The sequence below is a fragment of the Mesorhizobium sp. P2_B11 genome (assembly GCF_056404855.1).
On the sequence record NZ_JBFUDF010000012.1, the window covers coordinates 15189 to 39972 of the forward strand.

Here is a 24784-nt window from a genome sequence, read left to right on the forward strand (position 1 = left end):
CGAATCCGATGGCATAACGCCGCATTTAAAAAATTTAAAAACTCGGGGGGGGCGAAGGGCTGGCACAGAAGATCAAGCTTTCGACGATCGCGGATGCGCTCGGCGTGTCCACGGCCACGGTCTCGCTGGCGCTGCGCGACAGCCCGCTGGTCGCCGGCTCCACGCGCGACCGCATCAAGGAACACGCCCGCGCCATCGGCTATATCTACAACCGCCGCGCCGCCTCGCTGCGCACCTCGCGCTCGGGCATTGTCGGCGTCGTCGTCCACGACATCATGAACCCGTTCTTCGCCGAGATCCTGCGCTCGATCGAGAGCGAGCTCGACCGCAGCCGGCAGACCTTCATCCTCTCCAACCATTACGACCAGCTGGAAAAGCAGCGCACCTTCATCGACACGCTGCTGCAGCTCGGCGCCGACGGCGTCATCATGTCGCCGGCCATCGGCACGCCGGCTTCCGATATCGTCATGGCCGAGGAAAACGGCCTGCCGGCGGTGCTGATCGCGCGCACCGTCGAGGGCGCCGACGTGCCGGTGTTTCGCGGCGACGATGCCTATGGCACCGCACTTGCCACCAATCATCTGATCTCCCTCGGCCACAAGCGCATCGCCATGATCGGCGGCACCGACCAGACCTCGACCGGGCGCGACCGCTACCAGGGCTATCTCAACGCCATGGAGGCCGCCGGGCTTGAGGTCAGGCCGTCCTGGCGCATTGCCGGGCCGCGTACCAAGCAGGGCGGGTTCGAGGCGGCTGGACAGTTTTTGGCGCTGAAAGACAAGCCAACCGCCGCCTGCTGCTGGAATGATCTCGTCGCCATAGGGCTGATGAACGGCATTGCCCGCGCCGGCCTGGTGCCGGGCGCCGACATCTCGGTCACCGGCTATGACGATCTCGAGGAGGCGGCCATCGCAACACCGGCGCTCACCACGGTCTGGAATGGCCAGCGCGAGGTCGGCCGGCGTGCCGCCAGCGCGCTTCTCGACAAGTTGAATGGACAGGCGGTACGGCCGTCACAAGAACTGATCAAGCCGGAACTGCATGTGCGCCAGTCGACCGGCAAGCCGGTGGAGCGTGCATGACCAAGCCTGACCAGTTGCACTCCGTCGCCGTTCTGGTGCCGGGGCATTTCAACGACCATGCGGTCGAACGCATCGACCGCACCTTTAGAAGGGTCAAGATCGAACGCGCAGACCCAGCGCTGGTCACCGACGAAATGCGCCGTGACGTGCGCGCAATTGCGTCCTTCGCCGGCGTTAACGCGGCATTGATGGATGCCTTGCCCAATCTCGAATTGATCGCGTCTTTCGGCGTCGGCTATGATTCCGTCGATGCCGTCCATGCGGCCAAGAAAAACATCATGGTCACCAACACCCCCGATGTGCTGACCGAAGAGGTTGCCGACACAACGATCGGCCTGTTGCTCAACACCGTGCGCGAATTGTACACGGCCGAGAAATGGCTKCGCGACGGCAGTTGGGTGAAGAAGGGCAACTATCCGCTGAGCCGGCTGACCTTGCGTGGCCGCCATGTCGGCATTTTCGGCATGGGCCGCATCGGCCTGGCCATTGCACGCCGGCTGGAGGCGTTCGGGCTGCCGGTCGCCTACCACAACCGGCGCAAGGTCGAAGGCCTCGCCTACCAGTACCACCCGACGCTGAAGGGCCTTGCCGAAGCGGTCGATACGCTGATTTCCGTGGTGCCTGGCGGCGCTTCCACCGAAAAGGCGGTCAATGCCGAAGTCCTGGCTGCGCTTGGCGCCAATGGCGTGTTCGTCAACATCGGCCGCGGCAGTACGGTCGATGAGCCGGCGCTCGCGGCAGCGCTTGCCAACGGCACCATCGCGGCTGCCGGGCTCGATGTCTTTGCCGACGAACCGAATGTGCCCAAGGCCTTGCTCGAAGCGCCCAACACCTCGTTGTTGCCGCATGTCGGGTCGGCCTCGCACCACACGCGCCGCGCCATGGCGGATCTGTGCGTCGACAATCTGGTGTCCTGGTTCAGCGAGCGCCGGCCGCTGACGCCGGTGCCGGAGACTGTCAATGTGAAGGCGACCGGTTAACGCCGGGGGGGCGACCGCCACATTTATTAACGTCAGCTTAACCCTTTGAAATGATTATTCATCCGGGGCGTATGCGTGGATGAGTACCAGAATGAAGACACTTTCCGTATTGATCGCCGCCGCAGCGCTGTTCGTCGGCGTTCAGCTGTTTCACGGTGGCGCTGGCCAAAGCGCTGCCGATGAGGTCACGCCGTCCACCAGCTTCAGGCTGGTCGCCAATGGCGACGAAGGCGACTGTGCGGTTACCCGCGGCGCCGCGATTAACGATGGCCTGTCGCTGTTGACGGTGGCGCCGAATTGCCGCCGGTTGCTGCCCGGCATCGAGCGGGCGAAGTTCTGGCGCGAGGAGCAGGACGGCACGGTGGCTTTCAGCGCCGACGGCATCGACCCGATCGTCACCTTCTCGGTTGCCGATGGCGACGGTTACGAATCCTACGCGCCGGCCACGCCATTGCTGTCGCTGGCGACGACCGCCAGTCCAGATCAATCCAGCAACTGAACCGCGCGACTACTCGGCTGCTGCCCGCGCGCCGGCTTTCGCCGCCGCATGCAGGCGCACCGCATCGCCAAAAGCGCGGAAAATCTTGGCCGAGTTGCTGTCCGACTTGACCCAGTATTCGGGGTGCCACTGCACGCCCACCGCAAAGGCGCGGGCGTCCTTCACCGACACCGCTTCGACCGTGCCGTCGCCGGCAACCGCCTCGACCTGCAATTTCGAGCCGAGCCGGTCGATGGCCTGGCGATGCAGCGAATTGACCTTGATGTCGCCGGCGCCGAACACGCCGGCCAGGCAGCTGCCGGGCTTGATCGAAATGGTCTGGTGAATGGCGAAACGTTCATCCTGGTTGTCGCTCACCGGGGCGCGGTGGTCGAGCGTGCCTTCGCGCTCCTGGATCTCGGTGCCCAGCGTACCGCCCAGCGCCACGTTCAGCTCCTGGATGCCGCGGCAGATGGCAAGCAGCGGCACGCCGCGCTCGATCGCCTTGCGGATCAGCGGCAGCGTGGTGGAATCGCGCGCCGGATCGTAGGGGCCGTTGGCCTCGCTGGCATCGCCGCCATAGAGCGAGGGATGCACATTGGACTTCGAGCCGGTGACCATGACGCCGTCGACCGACGACAGCAATTCGTCGAAATCGAGCCGGTCGCCGAAGGACGGCACCAGCAGCGGAAACACGCCCGCGCCCGAAAGCGCCGCCTCGATATATTGCTGCGGGGCGGCATGCCAGGTGTAGTTGTCGAACTGACGGACGTCGGTCGATATGGCGACGAGCGGTTGGTGCATTTTGGGTCCGGATTCCCTTTGACGCGAAGCGAATAAGCTATTGTGCCTGCAAAATAGGCGATCCGAAGGCGCTTTTCCATGGCAAGTTTCACCGCCTCGCATGGGCCACGCGATAAACGTTAGACTATAGTTGCAGACCGGGCGCCAAGCCTGCGGATTTGTCGCCCGCGCCGCCGTCAAATCCGCTGCCATGCTGGACTCGACCCCTTGCCCGTGTATTGTTTCGGGCAAACCGATACCGGGCGTGAGGAGATGTCCCTGATATCGGTTTGTTGGTCCAATAGGGAGGAACTGCATGGATCGTCGTTCATTCATCCGCAAGGCCGGGGTCACCGGCGTGGGCGCCGCGGCGGCGGCCGCCACGCTTGCCGCACCGGCAATCGCCCAATCCAATCCGAAAGTGACGTGGCGGCTGGCATCGTCCTTCCCGAAATCGCTCGATACGATCTATGGCGGCGCGGAGGTCTTCTCCAAGATGCTGTCGGAGGCGACCGACGGCAATTTCCAGGTCCAGGTCTTTGCCTCCGGCGAACTGGTGCCAGGCCTGCAGGCCGCCGACGCCACCACTGCCGGTACCGTCGAGGCCTGCCACACGGTGTCATACTATTACTGGGGCAAGGACCCGACATGGGCGCTGGGTGCGGCGGTGCCGTTCTCGCTCAATGCACGCGGCATGAACGCCTGGCATTACCATGGCGGCGGCATCGACCTGTTCAACGAGTTTCTCGCCACGCAAGGTCTTTTCGGCCTGCCCGGCGGCAACACCGGCGTGCAGATGGGCGGCTGGTTCCGCAAGGAGATCAACACCGTCGCCGACCTGTCCGGCCTCAAGATGCGCATTGGCGGCTTTGCCGGCAAAGTTGTCTCGAAGCTCGGCGTCGTGCCGCAGCAGATCGCCGGTGGCGACATCTATCCGGCGCTGGAAAAAGGCACCATCGACGCCGCCGAATGGGTCGGCCCCTATGACGACGAGAAGCTCGGCTTCTACAAGGTCGCGCCCTACTACTACTATCCCGGCTGGTGGGAAGGCGGCCCGACCGTCCATCTGATGTTCAACAAGGCGAAATATGAAGAGCTTTCGCCGGCCTACAAATCGCTGGTGCACACCGCCGCGCAGGCGGCGGACGCCAACATGCTGCAGAAATACGACTATCTCAATCCTGCGGCAGTGAAGCGGCTGGTGGCCGGCGGCGCGAAATTGCGCCCGTTCAGCCAGGACATCATGGCCGCCTGTTTCGAGAAGGCCAACGAAGTCTACGCCGAAATGGAAGCCAGCAACGCCCAGTTCAAGAAGATCTGGGACTCGATCAAGGGCTTCCGCAAGGAGCACTATCTCTGGGCGCAGGTGGCCGAGTATAATTACGACACCTTCATGATGGTCCAGCAGCGCAACGGCAAGCTGTAGGCGCACTGGCCGCGTTCAAAGAAACCCCGGGCGGCTCGCCCGGGGTTTTTCTTCGCCCGGCTTGTGTCAGGCCGCGCGGCTCAACCCCTGCCCGGCACCACCAGCACCTTGACCTCGCCGGGGGCAGCCGGATTGGCGATCACCGAGGGGGCTTCCTCCAGGCCGACCTGTCTTGAGATGAGCTTGTCGATCTCGATAGCGCCGGACGCAACAAGGTCCGCGGCCCGCCTGTGGGTGAAGGGGTTGATGAACGAGCCGAGAAGCTTCAGTTCGCGAAACAAGAGGTCGAACGGTTCGAAGGGCACCTTTACGCCTTGCGGCATCACGCCGACAATCACCACCGTGCCGCCCGCCTTCGCCAGTCGCATCGACTGTTCGACGGTATCGGGGACGCCGGCGCATTCGAGCACCACATCGACCCCGCCGGGCACAAGCCCGGCTGGTCCGGCGATCGCCTCGATCGGGTCAACGGTACTCGGGTCGATCGTCGCCGTTGCGCCGAGCTCTTCGGCGAGCGCCCGGCGGGAGGCTTGCCGCGTCGACAGGATGATTGTCGCGGCTCCCGCGAGCCTGGCCAATTGCACGGTGAGCAGACCGATGACGCCGCCGCCGAGCACCACCACCGAAGCGCCGGGCCTGATGCCGGCGAGATCGACAGCATGCAGGCAGCACGCCAGCGGCTCGCAGAAGGCGCCATGCGTGGGTTTGAGGTTCGCAGGCAGAAGGAAGGCCTGGCTCTGCGGCATCACGACATAGTCGGCGAAGCCGCCGTCACGATGGATGCCAATGGCCCTGAGATTGCTGCACAAATTGACGCGGCCGGCCCGGCAATGGCTGCAGCGCCCGCATGAGATGTTGGGATCGCCGGTGACGCGGTTACCGACGGCTATGCCGGAAACCGCTTCTCCGACGGCCTCGACGATGCCGCAGAATTCGTGACCAAGCGTCACCGGCGGGCTCGAAGGGAATTCGCCGTGGAGGAGGTGACGGTCGGTGCCGCAAACGCCGCAGGCTTCGACGCGCACCAGAACGTCCTGCGGTCCCGCGACGGGCTTGTCGACTTCCCGCAGCGCGATGCTGCCCACCGCTTCCAGCCGCACGGCTCTCATCGCTTTATCCCCATGCGGCATCAGTTGAAGCTCGGCGGCTTGGACAGATCCGTCGCCGGCGGTGCTGGACTGGCCGGCGGCGTCTCGCCGAAGTTCGGCGGCTGCGACAGATCGTTCGAGGGTGGCGCCGCGGGAGATGCGCCGCCATCGGCAGGCGGTGGCGTGCCGAGTGGCGCAAGGCCTGGCATGTCCGGCAGTTTGATCTCGATCGTACCCGGATCGACGGCCGCGCCCTTGTAGTGCATCACCATCTGCGGGAAGGCGATGGTCAGCCCGATCATGATCACCTGGATGCAGACGAAGGGCACCGCGCCCCAATAGATCTGGCCGGTGGTGACCGGCGCGATCTGCTTGCCGGTGAGGCGGTCGAGATAGGGCACGCGGGCGGCAACCGAACGCAGGTAGAACAGCGCAAAGCCGAAGGGCGGATGCATGAAGGAGGTCTGCATGTTGACGCCAAGCAGCACGCCGAACCAGATCAGGTCGATGCCGAGCTTGTCGGCGGCCGGCGCCAGCAGCGGCACGATGATGAAGGCGAGCTCGAAGAAATCGAGGAAGAAGGCGAGCACGAAGACCAGGATGTTGACGCCGATCAGGAAGCCGACCTCGCCGCCCGGCAGCGACGTCAGCAGATGCTCGACCCAGATGTGGCCGTTAACGCCGTAGAAGGTGAGCGAGAACACCCGCGCGCCGATCAGGATGAACAGCACGAAAGACGACAGCCGCGTCGTCGAGGTCAGCGCCTGCTTGATCACGTCGAGCGACAGCCGTCCCTTGGCCGCCGCCATGATCAAGGCGCCGACGGAACCCATGGCGCCGCCTTCGGTCGGCGTGGCGATGCCGAGGAAGATGGTGCCCAGCACCAGGAAGATCAGCGCCAGCGGCGGGATCAAAACGATGATCACCTGCTGCGCCAGCCTGGACATCATGTTGATGTTCAGGCGCTTGTCGGCAATCGCCACGATGTAGATGAACAGTACGCCGACAGTGGCGCCGAGAATGTCGGCATTGTCGCCATGCGCCGGTGCGAGATAGCGATAGGCCGCATAGGAAACCGCGACTGTCACCAGCAGCGCCGCCACAAGCGACAGGACGCCGTGGCCCAGCGTGCGCGCCTCCAGCGGCAGCGCCGGCACCCATTTCGGCCGGACGATCGACGTAATCAGGATATAGAGCGCATAGAGGCCGGTCAGGACCAGGCCAGGGATCAGCGCGCCGGCATACATGTCACCGACCGAGCGGCCGAGCTGATCGGCCAGCACGATCAGCACCAGCGAAGGCGGGATGATCTGCGCCAGCGTGCCCGAGGCGGCGATGACACCGGCCGCCAGCCGGCGGTCATAGCCATAGCGCAGCATGATCGGCAGCGAGATCAGCCCCATGGCGATGACCGACGCTGCCACCACGCCGGTGGTGGCAGCCAGCAGCGCGCCGACGAAGATCACGGCATAGGCGAGACCGCCCCGGATCGGCCCGAACAGCTGGCCGATCGTGTCGAGCAGGTCCTCGGCCATGCCTGATCGCTCAAGCACGATGCCCATGAAGGTGAAGAACGGGATCGCCAGGAGCGTGTCGTTCGACATCACCCGGCTGCCGTAGAAATTGTCGGGCAAAGCGTGCAGCAGCGGCCAGGCCAGGTTGATCGAGCCGCCCGAATAGGGCGACAAAACGACGCCGATGAAGAAGAACATCAGGCCGTTCGCGGCAAGCGAGAAAGCGACGGGATAGCCGATCAGCAGGAAGATGATCAACGAGGCGAACATGATCGGCGCCATGTTCTGGGCGATGAACTCGATCATGGGCGCGTCTCCTGGGCGAGCGCCTTGGCTTCTTCGGCGAGGTTTTTCGCATCGAGCTCGGCCTGCTCATGCGCCGATATGAAGGGATTTGGATCATCCATGTCGCCGCGCATGATGGCGATCTTCTTGATGATCTCGGAGACGCCTTGCAGCGCCAGCAGGAAGAAGCCGACGAGCAGGATCGCCTTGGCCGGCCAGATGATCAGGCCACCGGAATTGTTCGACATTTCGCCGCTACGGTACGACAGCGACACGTAGGGTACGAAATAGATCACCATCAGCGTCACGAACGGCATCAGGAAGAACAGGTGGCCGAGCAGGTCGATCCAGTGCTGCACGCGGCGCGAGAACATGCCGTAGACGATATCGATGCGGATGTGGTCGTTCTGCTTCAGCGTGTAGGCGGCGGCCAGCATGAAGGCGGCGCCGAACAGGTACCACTGCAGTTCCAGCCAGGCGTTCGACGAGATGTCGAAGATTTTGCGGATGATGGCATTGCCGGCGCTGACCAGGATTGCCACCAGGATCAGCCACGATATCCATCTGCCGATGAACTCGTTCATACGGTCAATCGTCCTGGATAGAGCGAGCAGCCCTGCCATGCATTCCTCCCTGGTGTCGAAGGCGCGCCGGCTCCCCTTATTTTCCGTCGCGCCGCTGTGGCCCAACGGTATGCCGCGCGTGGTTCGGCGGGTCAACATGGCATAGGCGCGATCAACGCCGTTGTGACGAGAGGCGGGGACAAAAGCGCCGCCCGGCGGCTGCGTCATGCAACCAAAGTCTGATGCCGGATGCGGCGATCAGGCGATCTTCTGCTGGTCGCGGCCGGGACCGATCAGCACGAGTGCCGCGACCAGGAACAGATACATCCAGCCATCGCGCCATTCGATCGGGAAATAGCCGGCCCATAGCGACTCCGCCATGCCGAAGGCGGCCGCACCGAGCGCGGCGCGCGGCGGCGAGAGATAGCCGCCCACTGCGGTGACGAAGAGGATTTTCAGACCGTAGACGAGGCCGGAGCCGAAGCTGACATTGCCGTAGTAGAGGGCGGCCATGACGCCGGCCAGTGCGGCGCAGAAACCGCCGAACAGCACCGCGTGCCGGAACACCTTGCGCACATCGACGCCGCACAGGGCGGCGGCGTGGGGATCGTCGGAGACGGCGCGCCAGCGGCGACCGAAACCTGAGCGGGCGAACGCCCATGCGGCGAGCATGATTGCCGCCAGAACAATCGCGCAGTCGATGAGCTGGATGAGCGTCAGCGTCGCCTGGAAGCCGGCGCCTTGCGCGAAAACGATGGGCTGCGCCAGCATCGGCGGCAACCACCAATCATGCGTGTCGGCGGCAATGCGGCTTGATTCCGACAGCACCAGCAGGATGCCGAGCGTCGTGACCACGATCGCGTTGGGCGTACGGTCGGCCAGCGGTTCGAAGACGCTGCGCGACAGCACGTGGCCGATCAGCGCGGCATAGAGGAAAGCCGTGACGACGCCGAGCACCACTGCCGCCAGCAAGGTCAGCCACAGCACCTGATAGCCGAAGGCCACGGTGAGGATCATCGTCTGGCCGCAAAAGGCGAACAGCGCGCCATAGGCGAGGTTGGTGCGGTGCAGGATGCCGTTGGTCAGCACGTAGCCGAAGGCAAGCAGCGCGTAGAGCGCGCCCGAATGCAGCCCGTTCAACACCTGCTGGAAGAAATAGAGCATGGGTGACCTTCCGGGCATGTCGCCCAAAAGTGCAAAGCGGTCTTGGGGCAACGACATGCCTCAACAAAGCTCTGCGGAGGCCGCGCCCAGGTCAAGGTTTGCATCGTAGAATCTAACTTGTCAAACGCGATTTATCGGTTAGATTTCTGCTATGACGGTATCCTGGACTCCGCATCGCTTCACCGGCGGCATGCTTGCGCTCGACACGGCCAACACCGTGGTGTTGCGCAACGATCCCGAAAAGACCTTCGACCGTTTTGCCGATCCGGCCGAGATCGCGCGCTTTGCCGATGCCGCAAGCGGCTTTCGCGACGCCGAGCTTGGCGGCAGGCGGCTGGAGGCGGGCGCGCCGGACAGGATCGCACCTTTGGTGCTGTCGATCCGCGAGACGACCGACCGCCTGTTTCGCGGCGCGGTGTCGAAAGGCGCGCTTGCCGCTGGCGATCTCGCCACCTTTCTCAAGGCTTGCGCCGGCGGGCTGGAGCGCAGCCCGGCTGAAATCGGCGCGCCGGGAAGGCCGTTCGGCGATCCGGCGACGCCGATCGCCTTCGAGGCGGCGCTGGCGGTTTCGGCCTTGTCGCTGCTGCGCGACGACACGGTCGCCAGGCTCAGGATCTGTCCCAACTGCAGCTGGCTGTTCGTCGACAGAAGCCGCAATTCCAGCCGCCTCTGGTGCGACATGGCTGTGTGCGGCAACCGCCAGAAAGCAAGCCGTCACTATCGCCGCCGCCGCACGGCGGCTCATGAGGTCAAGAATGCCTAGAGTTTTCCGTTCGATCCTTGTCGGCGCGGCACTCACCGCCGCCGTTGCGCTCGGCGCCTGCCGCGACAGCGGCGGCGATGGCAAACTGTTCGAGGTTTCCGGCAAGGTCGTCGTCTTCAACTACCGTCTTGCCCGGGCCACCTATGTCGTGACGCTGCGCCCCTTGCAGCCGATGGGCGAAGGCCAGGTTGCCGTTGCCAGCTTCCAGAATCCGGCCGGTGGCGCGCCTTTGGTGGTCGAGCAGAAGGTCTGGCCGAAGCTCGACAAGGTGAGCCTGGAGAGCCCGGCGCTGACCTGCATCGTCAAGGACAAGCCTTACGCGATTTCGATCAGCATCAAGGGTTCCGACGGCACGGAGCTGCAGAAGATCGACACCACACTGATCTCGAGCGAGGACCAGTCGATCTTGCCCGACCGTCCCTTGGTCGTCGACCAGCTCTACACCGCCAACCCGGATCTCGCCGGCCATCCCGACGGCAAGCTGCCGAACGAGCCGAAGCCGGATTGCCCGAAAGCCTGACGCGCCGCTCTGCCTGGTACTTTCGATTTCGTTTGACCTGCCTTGCAAGCAGAGAAAGACTGCGCCATCTCACTCCTACGTTGGCTGCGCCCCCCGCCGCCGCCTCCGCAGAGGAAATGCCTGATGACGCTGCATGACGTCGCGCTCGACGACAAGTTCGATCTTGGCAAGGAGCGCATTTTCCTGTCCGGCGCGCAGGCGGTCATCCGCATGCTGTTGATGCAGCGCGAGCGCGACCGCCGCGCCGGTCTCAACACGGCAGGCTTCGTCTCCGGCTATCGCGGCTCGCCGCTCGGCGGTCTCGACATGCAGCTGTGGCGGGCGAAAAAGCAGCTGGCGCAGGCCGATATCGTCTTCCAGCCCGGCCTCAACGAGGAGCTTGCCGCCACCGCCTGCTGGGGCTCGCAGCAGACGGAATTGCTGGGCGAAGGCACGCATGACGGGGTGTTTTCGGTCTGGTACGGCAAGGGGCCGGGCGTCGACCGTTCGGGCGATGTCTTCCGGCACGCCAACCTCGCCGGATCGTCGAAGCATGGCGGTGTGCTCGCTTTGATGGGCGACGACCACATGGCCGAATCCTCGACCAATGCGCACGCCACCGAATTCCTGTTCGTCGACACCATGGTGCCGATTCTCAACCCGGCCGGCGTCCAGGAGATCATCGACTACGGGCTTTACGGCTTTGCCATGTCGCGTTTTGCCGGCACCTGGGCGGCGATCAAATGCGTCAAGGACAACATCGAATCGACCGCTTCCGTCGACGCCGCGCTCGAGCGGCTGAACATCGTGGTGCCGGAGTTCGACCTGCCGCCCGGCGGCCTCAACATCCGCCATGAGATCGACATGCTCGGCCAGGAGGAGCGCCTGCATGAACACAAGCGCGCCGCCGCTTCGGCCTTCATCCATGCCAATGGCCTGAACCGCATCGTCTATTCGGGCGGCCGTAACCCGAAGCTCGGCATCATCACGCTGGGCAAGAGCTATCTCGATGTCCGCCAGGCGCTGGAAGACATCGGCGTCGACGAGGCCGCCGCCAACCGCATCGGCATCCGCCTGTTCAAGGTCGGCTGCCCGTGGCCGCTCGACCTGCAGCATATCTCCGAATTCGCCCGCGGCCTCGACACTATCGTCGTCGTCGAGGAGAAGCGCTCGCTGATCGAGGTGCAGCTGCGCGAAAACCTCTATGGCACCGCCACCCAGCCGGTCATCGTCGGCAAGAAGGACGAGCGCGGCGACTGGTTGTTCCCGGCCAAGGGCGCGCTCGACCCCAACGAGATCGCCATTGCGCTGGGCGAACGGATCCTGCGCACCATCGGTCCCTCGGAAGAGATCGCCGCGAAGGTGGGCAAGCTGCGCCAGTTCCAGGCGATGCTTGCCGACACCAGCGATATCGGTTCGCGCACGCCGTTCTTCTGCTCCGGCTGCCCGCACAATTCCTCGACCAAGGTGCCTGACGGCTCGATCGCCGCCGCCGGCATCGGCTGCCATTTCATGGCGCTGTGGATGGACCGCAACACGGTCGGCTTCACCGCCATGGGCGGCGAGGGCGCGCAATGGGTGGGCCAGGCGCCTTTCTCCAAGCGCGACCACATTTTCCAGAATCTCGGCGACGGCACCTACAATCACTCCGGAGCGCTGGCGATCCGCTTCGCGCTGTCGACCGATGCCAACATCACCTACAAGATCCTCTACAACGACGCCGTCGCCATGACCGGCGGCCAGCCGCATGAGGGCGGCCTGACGGTGGACATGATCGCCAGGCAAGTGCGCGCCGAAGGCGTCGAGCGCATCGCCATCGTCACCGACGAACCGGACAAATATGCCGGCAAGGCCGAGTTTCCATACGGCGCCACCATCCATCACCGCGACGACCTCGATCTCGTCCAGCGCCAGCTGCGCGACGTCAAAGGCGTCTCGGTGCTGCTCTACGACCAGACCTGTGCGGCCGAAAAACGCCGCCGCCGCAAGCGCGGCACCTTTCCGGATCCGGACAAGCGGGTGTTCATCAACGAGCTGGTCTGCGAGGGCTGCGGCGATTGCGGCGTGCAGTCGAACTGCGTCTCGATCCAGCCGGTCGAGACCGAGTTCGGCCGCAAGCGCAGAATAGACCAGTCGAGCTGCAACAAGGATTTCTCCTGCGTCAACGGCTTCTGCCCGTCCTTCGTCACCGTGCACGGCGCCAAGGTCCGCAAGGCCGAAGGCATTGCCGGGCGGACCGATCCGCTCGACGGCGTGCCGGTCCCGACCGAATTCCCGCTTGGCAGCGAGGGTTGGGCGGCGATCATCGACGGCGTCGGCGGCACCGGCGTCGTCACCATCGGCGCGGTGCTCGGCATGGCAGCCCATCTCGAGGACAAGGGCTGCGGCATGATCGACATGGCCGGCCTCGCCCAGAAGGGCGGTTCGGTGTTCACCCATGTCCGCATCGCCCGCACCCCGGACGACATCCATGCCATCCGCGTTTCGGCAGGCAAAGCCGACCTGGTGCTGGGTTGCGATCTCGTCGTATCCGGCGCCAAGAAGGTGCTTGGCGCGGTGCGCGAAGGCCATACCATCTTCCTTGCCAACACCGCCGAGATCATGCCCGGCGAATTCGCCCGCTCGGCCGATTTCTCGCTGCCGATCGAGCGGCTGAAGAAGGCGATCCGCACTGCTGCCGGCGACGACAAGGCGCATTTCTTCGATGCCACGCGCACCGCCACGCAATTGTTCGGCAATTCGCTCGGCGCCAACATGTTCATGCTCGGCTTCGCCTTCCAGCATGGCGGGCTGCCGCTGTCGGCGCAGGCTGTTGAAAAGGCTATCGAATTGAACGGCGAAGCAGTGGCAATGAACATCGCCGCATTCCGCTGGGGCCGTCGCGCCGCGCACCAGCCGGATTTCGTGCGCAGCCTCATCGCCCAGCCGGGCAAGGCCGCCGATGTCGCCGAGACGCTGGACGACGTGATCGCCCGCCGCGTTGCGTTCCTCACCGCCTATCAGAACGCCGCCTATGGCCGTCGCTACGCCCAAAAACTGGCCGTTTTGCGTGCCGCCGAGGCAAAGGCCGTGCCCGGCTCGACCGCGGTGACCGAGGCGGCGGCCAAAAACCTGTTCAAGCTGATGGCGATCAAGGACGAATATGAGGTGGCACGGCTCTACACCGACGGCTCCTTCGCCACCGAACTGTCAAAGCAGTTCCAGAGCTACGAAAAGCTCGAGTTTCATCTGGCGCCCCCCATCATGGGCAAGCGCGGCAATGACGGCAAGCCGAAGAAATCGAGCTTCGGCCCGTGGATGATGAAGGGTTTTCGCCTTCTGGCGGCGCTGAAAGGCTTGCGCGGCACGGCTTTCGACGTGTTCGGCTACAGCGCCGAGCGGCGCATGGAGCGCCAGCTTCTGGCCCGCTACGAGGCCGATCTGGAGCTTATCGCTGCCGCACTTGCGCCAGGCAGGATCGAGGCCGCCGTGGCGTTGGCCTCGGTGCCGGCGCTCATTCGCGGCTATGGCCATGTCCGGCAGTCCAGCGCCGAAAAGGCCGATGGCGAGCGCAAAAGGCTTGTCGAGCGGCTGGCCAACACGCCGGCGCGGCCTGAACTTCAGGCCGCGGAGTGACGCCTTGTTTACCTGAACAAGAATTTCCCCGGCTTACGCCGGGGTAGCCGACTTGACGGCAGACGCCGAAACGGCATCTCTAAACCTTTCTTAAGGCGAATGTGCCATGACTGCGGTTCGTGCGACACCGCAGGCCATGCAAGAAAACAAAGCCGCAGAGATAGGTGAGGACGTCTATGCTGGGTTCGTGCGATCGTTGTTCAACGATCCCGGGATCCTGCTGATTGGCGCGTTTTGCCACGGCCTTATCGGTATTCTCGTCTTTTTTACCTCAGGGCACCCGGCCTATCTTGCACTGGCCGCGCTTATGCTTGCGGCCGGCCTTTACCGTTATTACGGCATCCGCAAAGGACTGCGGATAGGCAGTTTCGAGACCTATGAGCAGGCCAAGAAGTGGGAGCGCTACTACCTGGTTGGCGGCACCATCCAGGCCTTCTTCATGGGGCTTTTCTGCTTTACCTCGATCTATCTCATTCCCGATGTCTTCGGCGAAAGCGCTGCCATTGCCGTCATAATGGGCTCGACGGTGACCATCGTCGGCCGCAATTACGGTTCCAAGACCATGGTCGCGGTGCAGGCCTTCACGGTCGTGATGCCGATCGCGGTCGGGCTGATGCTCAAGGGCCATGTCGGCGATTTCATCCTCGGCCTCTACATCGTACCGTTCATCTTCATCATCACCCGCATGGCCAGCCACGTCCGCACCGTGCTGTTCAACGCCATTTCGGAGCGCAAGACGGCGGCGCGGCTCGCCGAGCGCTTCAACCGCGCGCTCAACACCATGTCGCATGGCCTGGTCATGCTCGGCCCCGACGGCAAGGTCGTCGTCGGCAATGCCGAAGCCGCGCTTCTGATGTCGCTGCGCTCGCCCGACCAGCTGCTCGGCCGATCGATCCATTCCCTGCTGATGCGCGGCGTTGCCGGCGGCATGCTGGCGCCCAAGGATTGCCGCTATGTCGAGGCGCAGCTGACGCGCGCACTGCGCGAGGGCCGCGACCGCAAGGTGCTGGTCTCCTTCTCGAATGGCCAGTACTTCGAGTTCTCGGCGCGCGAAGGCAGTCAGGACCTCGGCGTCATCACCTTTGAAGACGTCACCGCCCGCGTCGAGGCGGAAGAAAAGATCCGCTTCATGGCGCGCTTTGACAGCCTCACCGGCCTGCCGAACCGCGCCTATTTCCATGAGCTGGTCGGCGAAGCCATGGCGTCGGGCAGCCGCGACCGCCTGTGCGCGCTGGCCGTGCTCGATCTCGACGATTTCAAGAGCGTTAACGACACGCTCGGCCATCCGGTTGGCGATGGACTGATCTATGCCGTTGCCGAACGCCTGGCGGCCGTCGCCGGGCAAGGTGTCAATGTCAGCCGCTTCGGCGGCGACGAGTTCATGATCTTCTTCGACCGCGTCGAGGACGAGAGCCATCTGACCGGCCTGCTCGACCAGGTCTTTGCCGATCTGCAGGGCGAGGTCGATGTCGCCGGCCACGGCCTGCGCATCCAAGCCAGCGCCGGCGCCGTGCTGTCGAGGGTCGAGGACACCGATGTCGACGCCATGATCGTCAAGGCCGATCTCGCGCTCTACAAGGCCAAGGAACTCGGCAAGAACAACTGGCGGCTGTTCGAGGCCGCGATGGATGCGGCGTTCCGCAACCGCCAGCTGATGAAGGCGGACCTGCGCACCGCCGTTGAGGGCAAGGCGCTGCGGGTGGTCTATCAGCCGATCGTGGCGATGAGCACCATGCGCATCGCCAGCTGCGAGGCGCTGTGCCGCTGGGATCATCCCGATCTCGGGCCGGTTTCGCCCAGCGTCTTCATTCCGCTGGCCGAGGAGATGGGCATCATTTCCGAGATCAGCACGTTCGTGCTCGAGGCCGCTTGCGTCGAATGCGCCAAATGGCCAAGCCATACCAGCGTCTCGGTCAACCTGTCGGCCAAGGATTTCCGCAACCGCGACGTCGTCCAGAAGGTTCGCGATGCGCTCGCCAGTTCGGGGCTCGCCGCCGGCCGCCTCGAGATCGAAGTCACCGAAACCGCCCTGCTCGACGACAAGTCGCTGACACGCCAGTATATCGAAGAGCTGAAGCAGCTTGGCGTGCGCATCGCGCTCGACGATTTCGGCACCGGCTATTCCAGCCTGAGCTATCTGCACAAGCTGCCGCTCGACAAGATCAAGATCGACCGTTCGTTCCTGATGGACGTGACCCAGAACAAGCGCTCGCTCGACCTTTTGAAAGGCATTGTCGACCTGACCCGGGTGCTCGGGTTGACCGTCACCATCGAAGGGGTGGAAACCTTCGAACAGCTGAAGATCCTGGTGCATTCGGTGAAGCCGGATCTTGTCCAGGGCTTCCTGTTTGGCGCAGCACTCAGCGCCTCGGGCATCGAGACCATGTCTAATGTGACCTGGCCTTTCGCCGCGGAGCTGCGACCGGTGGCAAAACTCGCCACGCCCTGACTTTTCCGTGATTAATTCGCGCTTGAAAAGCCCGTTTAAAAGGCGTTGTATTGTTTAGGCGTTAACCGATTGTTAAGGTTAACGTTCAGTAAACGCAGACGATTTAAGTTTCATCTTCTTGTTCCTGCGGTCGTCCGGTATTGTTCTCCTGCGGCGGTACGAGGGGAAGTAATGGACACGCATCAGTCAGGCCTGCCTTCGGGTGCGGCAGTCAAATCCGAGCCGATTTCACTGTTTGCCCGCAATGTGCTCGACGTTCTGGAGCGCATCGAATACCGGCGCTGCGAAAGCGGCGAGGATCTCGAAGCCGTCTACCGGCTGCGCTACAAGGCTTTTCACTCGCATGGCCTGCTTGACACCATCGTCGAACAGAAGCTCGCCGATCATCTTGACGAGGCGCGCAATTGCTACTGCTTCGGCGTCTTCATGGACGGCGAGCTGGTCAGCACCGTCAGGCTCCACCACCTGACCCGCGAGAGCCCCGAAGCGCCGATCATGACGGTTTTCGGCGACCGGCTGCTGTTGCGGCTGGCGCGCGGCGAAACCTTCATCGACCCGAGCCGGCTGGCGATCGATCCGCAAATGTCGTCGGCCCACCGGGCCCTGCCCTATGTCACGCTGCGTCTGGCGGTCATCGCCAACACCTTCTTCAACGCCACCAGCTGCATTTCGATGATCCGCGAAGAGCACACGGCGTTCTACCATCGCATCTTCGGTTCGGTGCAGGTCGGCGAACCGCGCCTCTATCCGCCTTTCACCATGCCGATCTTCTTCTATGAATCGATCTGCGAGCAGAACATGGCGCCGACGCTGCACCGCTTCCCCTTCTTCCAGTCGACGGCGCTGGAGCGGCGTATGCTGTTTGCCAAGGCGCCGGCAGGCGAGCTGGCGCCGCTGACCATCCTGCCCACCGCCAAATATTTCCGCGAAGCAGCGTAATTCAGCCAAGCCTGCGCAATTTAGCGCGGCGTGAGGAGCTTTCCGGCCGCTTCGGCGTTCTGGATGACGCGACTCCGACGCGCCCATCGAAAGGAAACCGACATGCACATCTCCCAGCTCGCACTCACCCCGCTGATCTCACTGATTGCCGGCGTGCTGATCCTGGTGATGCCGCGGCTCCTCAACTATATCGTCGCGCTCTATCTGATCGTTGTCGGACTGCTCGGCCTGTTCCCCCATCTCGCCGGCTGACCCCGCGAAATCCTCAAGCCCGGATCGCCGGCTTTCAACATTCCTTTGAGGCTGTTGTCGCCGGCCGTGCGGCAATCCTGCCATTGCTCTTGGCCCGGCTTTTCGCTATGTGCCTCAAAGATGTCTTCGAAGGGGTATTCCTATGGCTGAGCACACGCCGACCGGTCCTGTCGAACTGGGCGCGAAGATGGACTATGCCGAGCACGACCGCACCTATAATGGCTTTCTGGCGCTGGCCAAATATGGCTCGCTGTTTTGCGGCGCCCTGCTCTTGGCCATGGCTTTCGGCTTCTTTGCAGGCGGCTTCTTCTCGGCGACCATCCTTTTCCTGCTGATCCTGGCCGTCGGCGCCTTCATTCTGCGATAGACTTTCAGACCCTTTGCCCGAAGGCCGCCGGTGTTCCGGCCGCCATGTTGCGCAAACAGGTTCCAGCCGAAAGGATCATGCGGTGGGACAGACGGTTTTCATCCCTCGTGAGCTCGACGCCAACGAGCCGCGCGTTGCCGCTTCGCCCGATACGGTGAAGCGGCTTGCGGCGTTGGGGTTCGACGTGATCGTCGAGACCGGCGCCGGCACCCGGTCGCGCATTCCCGACGAGGAATTTGCCAAGACCGGTGCTGTGATCGGCAAGGCTGCGGATGCGGGCCGGGCGGATGTGGTGCTGAAGGTGCGCCGTCCCACCGATGCCGAGCTGAAGGGCTACAAATCCGGCGCGGCGGTCATAGCCATCATGGACCCTTATGGCAACGACGCCGCGGTCGCTGCCCTGGCCAAGGCCGGCGTCACCGCCTTCTCGATGGAATTCATGCCGCGCATCACCCGCGCCCAATCGATGGACGTCCTGTCCAGCCAGGCGAACCTTGCCGGCTACCAGGCGGTGATCGACGGCGCATCGGAATATGACCGCGCGCTGCCGATGATGATGACGGCGGCAGGCACGGTGCCGGCGGCGAAGATCTTCATCATGGGCGTCGGCGTCGCCGGCCTGCAGGCGATCGCCACCGCGCGCCGGCTGGGTGCGGTCGTCACCGCCACCGACGTGCGCCCCGCCGCCAAGGAACAGGTCGCGTCGCTCGGCGCAAAGTTCCTCGCCGTCGAGGACGAGGAGTTCAAGGCGGCTGAGACCGCCGGCGGCTACGCCAAGGAAATGTCCAAGGAATATCAGGCCAAGCAGGCTGCCCTGACCGCAGAACACATCGCCAAGCAGGATATCGTCATCACCACCGCGCTGATCCCCGGCCGTCCCGCGCCGAAGCTGGTGTCGGCAGCGATGGTCGCCTCGATGAAGCCGGGCTCGGTGCTCGTCGACCTTGCCGTCGAGCGCGGCGGCAATGTCGAAGGCGCGGTTCCAGGCCAGGTGGTGACCACGGCCAATAATGTGAAGATCGTCGGACACCTCAATGTGCCTGGCCGCGTCGCCGCATCGGCCTCGCTGCTCTACGCCAGGAACCTGTTCGCTTTCCTCGAAACACTGGTCGACAAGACAACGAAGACGCTCGCCATCAACCGCGACGATGACCTGGTCAAGGCAACGATGCTGACCGATGGCGGTAAAGTCGTGCATCCGGCCTTCGCCAAGACGGCGGTTGAGCCGCATGTCGAACCGGCGGCGATCCCGGCCAAGACCATGGTCGCCGACGCAGCACCCAAGAAGGTGGCGCCGAAGAAAGCCGCAGCCAGCAAGTCCGCCGCCAAGCCGAAGGGAATCGCGTGATGGATCAGACCTTGCAGAAGGCCCTCGACCAGCTCGACCAGGCCAGTGCCGCCGTTCGCCTGGCAGTGCAGAACCTCGCCAATGCGCCCGGTGGCGCCGATGCGGCGGGTGATGCCGCGCACGCGCTGTCCGGCGGCGCTATCGATCCCTTCGTCTTCCGCTTCGCCATCTTCATTCTGGCGATCTTCGTCGGCTATTATGTCGTCTGGTCGGTGACGCCCGCGCTGCACACGCCGCTGATGGCCGTCACCAACGCCATCTCCTCGGTCATCGTCGTCGGCGCGCTTTTGGCTGTCGGCATCTCGGCCTCCGGCATTGCCACGGGCTTCGGCTTCGTCGCGCTGATGCTGGTCTCGGTCAACATCTTCGGCGGCTTCCTAGTCACCCAGCGCATGCTGGCCATGTACAAGAAGAAAGAAAGCGCCAAGTAGGCGGCCCTGACATGAGAGGGATCGCACGGCTCATCGTGGTGGCACTGGCGCTCGCTTTTGCGAGCGGCATCGTTGCCGCGCGTCCGCTGACGGACAGCGAACGCTCGGGCCTTGCCGACACGGTAGCCACATTCGATGCCGCGATGCACGGCGCTGACTATGCGGCCGTGACCAAGACCATTCCGCCGAAGGTCCTCGGCTTTATCGCGAACAAGGGCGGCATAGATGTCGCCAAGCTGCGCGAAGTGGTCATCGAGCAGATGGCGAAGGCGTTGGCCGAGGTCAAGATCGAGGACTTCAGCATGGATCTGGCGAAGGCCGAGTATCGCGAGCTGGAAACCGGCGAACCCTATGTGCTGATCCCGACCGAGACAATCATGGACGCAGGCGACAAGGGCAAGTTCAAGGCGACGTCGCAGACGCTTGCATTCATGGATGAGGGCGAATGGTACCTCTTGCGGGTCAATGAACAGCAGCAGGTCGAGATCATGCGTGAGGTTTATCCGCAATTTGTTGGCGTCGAGTTCGACAGCGGTTCGGTGGAGGCTTTGAAGTAACATGAACGCCAACTTTGCGTCCTTCCTTTATCTGGTCTCCGGCGTCCTGTTCATCATGGCGCTGCGCGGCCTGTCGCATCCGACCACCAGCCGCCAGGGCAATCTATACGGCATGATCGGCATGGGTATCGCCATTGCCACCACGCTGGCGCTGGCAACTCCGTCTGCCGGGCGCTTCGGGCTGATCGTGCTTGGTCTGGCCATCGGCGGCGGCGTTGGCGCGGTCACCGCGCGCCGCATCGCCATGACCTCGATGCCGCAGCTGGTCGCCGCCTTCCACTCGCTGGTCGGCCTTGCCGCCGTCATGGTGGCGGCAGCCGCCATCTATGCGCCGGAAAGCTTTGGCATCGGCACCAATGGCGACATCCACGCCCAGGCGCTGATCGAGATGAGCCTTGGCGTCGCCATCGGCGCCATCACCTTCACCGGCTCGGTCATCGCCTTCCTGAAGCTCGACGGCCGCATGTCGGGCAAGCCGATCATGATCGGCGGCCGCCACATCATCAACGCCGCCCTCGGCATCGCGCTGATCGTGCTGATCGTGCTTCTGGTCACCACCGAGGCGAAGCTGGTGTTCTGGCTGATCGTCGCCGCGTCGCTGCTGCTCGGCGTGCTGCTGATCATCCCGATCGGCGGCGCCGACATGCCGGTCGTCGTGTCGATGCTGAATTCTTACTCGGGCTGGGCCGCTGCCGCGCTCGGCTTCACGCTCGGCAATCTGGCGCTGATCATCACCGGCGCGCTGGTCGGCTCGTCCGGCGCCATCCTTTCCTACATCATGTGCAAGGGCATGAACCGGTCGTTCATCTCGGTCATCCTCGGCGGCTTCGGCGGCGAGACGGCGGCAGCCGCCGATGACGGCGTCGAGCGCACGGTCAAGCAGGGCTCGGCCGACGACGCCGCCTACCTGATGATGAACGCGCAGAAGGTCATCATCGTGCCGGGCTACGGCATGGCGGTCGCCCAGGCCCAGCACGCTTTGCGCGAAATGGCCGACAAGCTGAAGGCCAATGGCGTCGATGTGAAATACGCCATCCATCCGGTCGCCGGCCGCATGCCCGGCCACATGAACGTGCTGCTCGCCGAGGCCAACGTGCCTTATGACGAGGTGTTCGAGCTGGAAGACATCAATTCCGAGTTCGCACAGGCCGATGTTGCCTATGTCATCGGCGCCAACGATGTGACCAACCCGTCCGCGCGGGATGACAAGTCGTCACCCATCTACGGAATGCCGATCCTCGACGTCGACAAGGCCCGCACCTGCCTGTTCGTCAAGCGCTCGCTCGGCTCGGGCTATGCCGGCATCGACAACACGCTGTTCTACAAGGACGGCACCATGATGCTGCTCGGCGACGCCAAGAAGATGACCGAGGAAATCGTCAAGGCGATGGATCACTGATCCCGCCGCAACCTTCCACGGGAAGGTTGTCGGTCCATGCATCGGAATGGAAAAAGCCCGGCCTTGCGGCCGGGCTTTTGCTTTTCAGTGACATAGCCAGCTCAGCGGTTGGTCAGAAAAACCGCTTCCTCGTCATCGCGCTGCCTGCCGCCGAGCGCCGCGGCCGCACTGGCGACGAAAGCGCCGATGACCAGCGACAGGGCGCCGAGCAGAGCGAAGGTGGCGCTGCCTTTCCTGGCGGTGTCGGCGGCCTGCTTTGCCTTGACCTTGGCGTCCTCGACCTTGGCCACCAGCGCATCGACACGCGCCTTGGCATCGGCCTCGGCGAGACCGGTGCGGGCGGCGACCAGTTGCGACAGATAGGTCTTGTCGTCAGCCGAGATCTCGCCGGCTGCCGCACTGGCAATCAAGATGCGTGAAGCCTGTCCAACCGCCGCAGTGTCGCTATCCGGATTGGCCGCCGCCAGTTTGGTGGGATCGGCAGGACGGAACAGCGAATCCACGAGATAGGACGTCGCATTGTCGGCGCTGCCGGCATTGGCGGACGCGCCGGCCGATGCGCCCATGGCAGCGCCTGATGCTACGGCAGAGGCTGCCTGTACGCCCGAGCCGARCACTGCTGACAGGGCCGAACCGAGCACGCCGACGACCAGCAATGTCGCCAGCGCCCAGGCAAGGAAGCCGTGCGCGGTGTCGCGGAAATACACCTCATCGGTGTGGATGCCGACCCATTTGGTGCGCAGTCGTCCGGCGAGGTAGCCGCCGACACCGGAGGACAGCCATTGCACGATGACCAGCCAGATGGCGCCGGACACCGCGAAGGTGGCGAGCGAGGCGCCGGAGCCGGACCATGGCGACACCATGGTGAGCCCCAGCCCCGAACCGAGCAGCATGAGGATGAAGGTCAGCGTCGACGCCGCGAAGGCGCCGGCGATGATCGGTCCCCAGCTGACGGCCGTGGCGGAGGATTCTTCTGAAGCGGACAGGTCGATAGCCGACACGGTGGGCTGCATCGACGCCCCCTACCGTACGAACAGCATGATGAGAATGATGATCGGGATCGGAATACCGAGCAACCAGAGCAAAATACCGCGTCCCATGAGGGCCTCCTGTGAGAAATTGTAATCGATGATTTCACAATGTGTGGCGGTGACTTCCGTTCCGGCGGGCAATGAAAATGATTTTGTTGGCCGGGAATGGAACTATTTGGCGCTTCGATGCGCGCCAACGTGCCAAAACTGTGGACTGGTTCACGGAGTTCCACACCAGCTGTCGTGTATTGTTGGCTCGCGGAGGCATCCGGGGGTAGCATGGAGACAATCCCGTCCAGCCGGCGGGATTGTCGTCAACGGAGACGTTGGTGCCCAGAACTGTCGCATCGCCGGTTTCCAGCAACGCGCCCAAGCTCAGCCAAGCGGTAGTGCTTGTGCACGGCATGGGCGAACAGCGGCCCATGGATACGCTGCGGGGATTTGCGCAGGCTGTCTGGAGCCATGATCCCGGCCTCGCGCCGTCCCGTGCCCACATTGCCGATCCGGATGATCCCAGCGGCGCCAAGATCAACAAAAGCTGGATTACCCCCGATAGCCGGACCAAATCGCACGAACTGCGCCGCATCACCACGCCCTACGATGTGAAGGGGCGCCGCACCGATTTCTACGAACTCTATTGGGCCGACATCACGCAAGGCACGACGCGCGGCCGGCTCACCGCCTGGGTGACCAACCTGTTGTGGCGCAAGCCGTCCGATATCCCGCAAGATGCCCGCAAGCTTTACATCGCCACGCTTTTGATCGTCATCGTCATTCTCGTTGCGGCACTGGTGCTGGCGACATCCGTCTGGCAGAAGGCCGTCGGCTTGACCACCGGCCTCGCGATTACCGCCCTAGCCTCTCTTGTCATCTGGGCGGTGGACCAGTTCGCTCTTCCCTATTTCGGCGACGTCGCGGCTTATGTACGGGCCGAGGCCGCAACCGTCGAAAAACGCGCATTGATCCGCGATCGAGGGCTGACACTGCTCAAGACGCTTATGGAGGACAAGCGCTATGACCGCATCGTGTTGGTCTCGCATAGCCTGGGATCGATCATCGCCTATGATTTGCTGCAGATATTGTGGGCCCAATTCCGGCCGCAAAAGCTGGAGACGGTCCGCGACAAGGCGAAACTGGAGGCGGTCGAGGCCATCGACAAGTTGACGCTCGGCTCCGACGGGTCGGCGTGGCCAGGCCACATGGCTGACTTTGCCGGCTTTCGGCACAGCCAATGGCACCTCTACCAACAACTGCGGGCCGAGAGTCCGGGCCATCCCTTGCCATGGAAGATCAGTGATTTCGTCACCCTTGGCAGCCCGCTCACCCACAGCGAGTTCCTCGTCACCTACAATCTCGCCGAATTCAGGCGCCGCCTCGCCGAGCGCCTTTTCTCGGCTTGCCCGCCAATTGCCGATAAGGGCCAAGCCGGCCATACCGTTCTCTATGAGGCTGGGAACAACCAGCAGGCGGTGCATCATGGCGCGGTGTTTGCGGCAACGCGCTGGACCAACGTCTTCGATCGCGGCAATGGCTGGGCGACAGGCGACCCCATTTCGGGACCGATGACGGAAAATTTCGGCCCTGGCGTCGAGAACATCCAGGTCGAGCTGCGCAGCGCGCTCGGCCGTATCTTCACCCACACGCTTTATTGGTCATTGACGGCGACCGGCAAAGAGGTCGCCACAGGCACAGCGCCGCGCTCGCATCTGAAAGTGCTGCGCGACGCTGTTGATCTCGGCCGCAAGCTGGAGCCGAGCTGAGCGGCGACGTT

22 protein-coding genes are annotated in these 24784 nt (G+C 63.7%); 16 read left to right on the forward strand and 6 right to left on the reverse strand.

From position 1 onward, the window contains the following. The first annotated feature begins 59 nt into the window (after window positions 1-59). The 3 genes from AC1DYJ_RS29340 to AC1DYJ_RS29350 all read left to right on the forward strand — a co-directional run bounded on the left by AC1DYJ_RS29340 (window position 60) and on the right by AC1DYJ_RS29350 (window position 2561). Window positions 60-1082 (forward strand): LacI family DNA-binding transcriptional regulator, encoded by a 1023-nt coding sequence (locus AC1DYJ_RS29340; protein WP_477283339.1) that lies wholly within the window; start codon window positions 60-62, stop codon window positions 1080-1082. Next, window positions 1079-2062, forward strand: coding sequence for a 2-hydroxyacid dehydrogenase (locus AC1DYJ_RS29345; protein WP_477283119.1), 984 nt, complete (start codon window positions 1079-1081; stop codon window positions 2060-2062). Before AC1DYJ_RS29340 ends, AC1DYJ_RS29345 begins: the two co-directional genes overlap by 4 nt. A gap of 91 nt (window positions 2063-2153) precedes the next feature. Next, window positions 2154-2561: a hypothetical protein gene (locus AC1DYJ_RS29350; protein ID WP_477283117.1), complete on the forward strand. Its 408-nt coding sequence runs from the start codon at window positions 2154-2156 to the stop codon at window positions 2559-2561. A gap of 9 nt (window positions 2562-2570) precedes the next feature. Here AC1DYJ_RS29350 and AC1DYJ_RS29355 read toward each other — a convergent pair whose 3' ends face one another. Beyond that, entirely contained in the window at window positions 2571-3344 is a 774-nt protein-coding gene (locus AC1DYJ_RS29355; protein WP_477283115.1) for a gamma-glutamyl-gamma-aminobutyrate hydrolase family protein, read from the reverse strand. Between the two features lie 295 nt (window positions 3345-3639). Between AC1DYJ_RS29355 and AC1DYJ_RS29360 the strand changes: the two genes are divergently transcribed. After that, on the forward strand, window positions 3640-4749 hold the full coding sequence (locus AC1DYJ_RS29360) for a TRAP transporter substrate-binding protein (protein ID WP_477283113.1): 1110 nt from the start codon (window positions 3640-3642) through the stop codon (window positions 4747-4749). A gap of 80 nt (window positions 4750-4829) precedes the next feature. On the opposite strand, the gene AC1DYJ_RS29365 is transcribed toward AC1DYJ_RS29360, so the two are convergent. From AC1DYJ_RS29365 to AC1DYJ_RS29380, 4 genes are all read right to left on the reverse strand, one after another. Further along, window positions 4830-5858 carry a zinc-dependent alcohol dehydrogenase family protein gene (locus AC1DYJ_RS29365; RefSeq protein ID WP_477283111.1) on the reverse strand — a complete coding sequence of 343 codons (1029 nt, stop codon included), beginning with the start codon at window positions 5856-5858 and terminating at the stop codon, window positions 4830-4832. A 20-nt stretch (window positions 5859-5878) separates the two neighbouring features. Then, the gene (locus tag AC1DYJ_RS29370) at window positions 5879-7657 is read right to left on the reverse strand and encodes a TRAP transporter large permease (RefSeq protein ID WP_477283109.1); all 1779 of its coding nucleotides are present in this window, start codon (window positions 7655-7657) and stop codon (window positions 5879-5881) included. Beyond that, window positions 7654-8259, reverse strand: a complete 606-nt coding sequence (locus tag AC1DYJ_RS29375) for a TRAP transporter small permease subunit (RefSeq protein ID WP_477283107.1) — start codon at window positions 8257-8259, stop codon at window positions 7654-7656. The genes AC1DYJ_RS29370 and AC1DYJ_RS29375 overlap by 4 nt, the downstream gene beginning before the upstream one ends. Window positions 8260-8457: 198 nt before the next feature. Further along, on the reverse strand, window positions 8458-9363 hold the full coding sequence (locus AC1DYJ_RS29380; RefSeq protein ID WP_477283105.1) for a branched-chain amino acid ABC transporter permease: 906 nt from the start codon (window positions 9361-9363) through the stop codon (window positions 8458-8460). 151 nt (window positions 9364-9514) lie between these two features. Here AC1DYJ_RS29380 and AC1DYJ_RS29385 point away from each other — a divergent pair, with 151 nt between their 5' ends. From AC1DYJ_RS29385 to AC1DYJ_RS29435, 11 genes are all read left to right on the forward strand, one after another. Further along, the gene (locus tag AC1DYJ_RS29385; RefSeq protein ID WP_477283103.1) at window positions 9515-10126 is read left to right on the forward strand and encodes a CGNR zinc finger domain-containing protein; all 612 of its coding nucleotides are present in this window, start codon (window positions 9515-9517) and stop codon (window positions 10124-10126) included. Further along, on the forward strand, window positions 10119-10646 hold the full coding sequence (locus AC1DYJ_RS29390) for a hypothetical protein (RefSeq protein ID WP_477283101.1): 528 nt from the start codon (window positions 10119-10121) through the stop codon (window positions 10644-10646). Before AC1DYJ_RS29385 ends, AC1DYJ_RS29390 begins: the two co-directional genes overlap by 8 nt. Before the next feature lie 123 nt (window positions 10647-10769). After that, window positions 10770-14240, forward strand: coding sequence for an indolepyruvate ferredoxin oxidoreductase family protein (locus AC1DYJ_RS29395; RefSeq protein WP_477283099.1), 3471 nt, complete (start codon window positions 10770-10772; stop codon window positions 14238-14240). Window positions 14241-14376: 136 nt separating this feature from the next. Continuing rightward, window positions 14377-16689 carry a putative bifunctional diguanylate cyclase/phosphodiesterase gene (locus AC1DYJ_RS29400; RefSeq protein ID WP_477283337.1) on the forward strand — a complete coding sequence of 771 codons (2313 nt, stop codon included), beginning with the start codon at window positions 14377-14379 and terminating at the stop codon, window positions 16687-16689. Between the two features lie 171 nt (window positions 16690-16860). After that, window positions 16861-17628, forward strand: a complete 768-nt coding sequence (locus tag AC1DYJ_RS29405) for an N-acyl amino acid synthase FeeM domain-containing protein (RefSeq protein ID WP_477283097.1) — start codon at window positions 16861-16863, stop codon at window positions 17626-17628. A gap of 102 nt (window positions 17629-17730) precedes the next feature. Beyond that, window positions 17731-17880: a DUF3096 domain-containing protein gene (locus tag AC1DYJ_RS29410; RefSeq protein ID WP_080680904.1), complete on the forward strand. Its 150-nt coding sequence runs from the start codon at window positions 17731-17733 to the stop codon at window positions 17878-17880. A gap of 142 nt (window positions 17881-18022) precedes the next feature. Then, window positions 18023-18247: an aa3-type cytochrome c oxidase subunit IV gene (locus AC1DYJ_RS29415; protein WP_477283095.1), complete on the forward strand. Its 225-nt coding sequence runs from the start codon at window positions 18023-18025 to the stop codon at window positions 18245-18247. Window positions 18248-18329: 82 nt separating this feature from the next. Continuing rightward, window positions 18330-19595 (forward strand): Re/Si-specific NAD(P)(+) transhydrogenase subunit alpha, encoded by a 1266-nt coding sequence (locus AC1DYJ_RS29420; protein WP_477283093.1) that lies wholly within the window; start codon window positions 18330-18332, stop codon window positions 19593-19595. Beyond that, on the forward strand, window positions 19595-20026 hold the full coding sequence (locus AC1DYJ_RS29425; protein ID WP_210284778.1) for a proton-translocating transhydrogenase family protein: 432 nt from the start codon (window positions 19595-19597) through the stop codon (window positions 20024-20026). Before AC1DYJ_RS29420 ends, AC1DYJ_RS29425 begins: the two co-directional genes overlap by 1 nt. Before the next feature lie 11 nt (window positions 20027-20037). Next, window positions 20038-20583, forward strand: a complete 546-nt coding sequence (locus AC1DYJ_RS29430; protein ID WP_477283091.1) for a hypothetical protein — start codon at window positions 20038-20040, stop codon at window positions 20581-20583. Between the two features lies 1 nt (window position 20584). Continuing rightward, window positions 20585-21982: an NAD(P)(+) transhydrogenase (Re/Si-specific) subunit beta gene (locus AC1DYJ_RS29435; RefSeq protein WP_477283089.1), complete on the forward strand. Its 1398-nt coding sequence runs from the start codon at window positions 20585-20587 to the stop codon at window positions 21980-21982. 101 nt (window positions 21983-22083) lie between these two features. On the opposite strand, the gene AC1DYJ_RS29440 is transcribed toward AC1DYJ_RS29435, so the two are convergent. Then, window positions 22084-22995, reverse strand: a complete 912-nt coding sequence (locus AC1DYJ_RS29440) for a hypothetical protein (protein WP_477426335.1) — start codon at window positions 22993-22995, stop codon at window positions 22084-22086. A 347-nt stretch (window positions 22996-23342) separates the two neighbouring features. Here AC1DYJ_RS29440 and AC1DYJ_RS29445 point away from each other — a divergent pair, with 347 nt between their 5' ends. Then, window positions 23343-24773, forward strand: coding sequence for a hypothetical protein (locus AC1DYJ_RS29445; protein WP_477283085.1), 1431 nt, complete (start codon window positions 23343-23345; stop codon window positions 24771-24773). The last annotated feature ends 11 nt before the right edge of the window (window positions 24774-24784 follow it).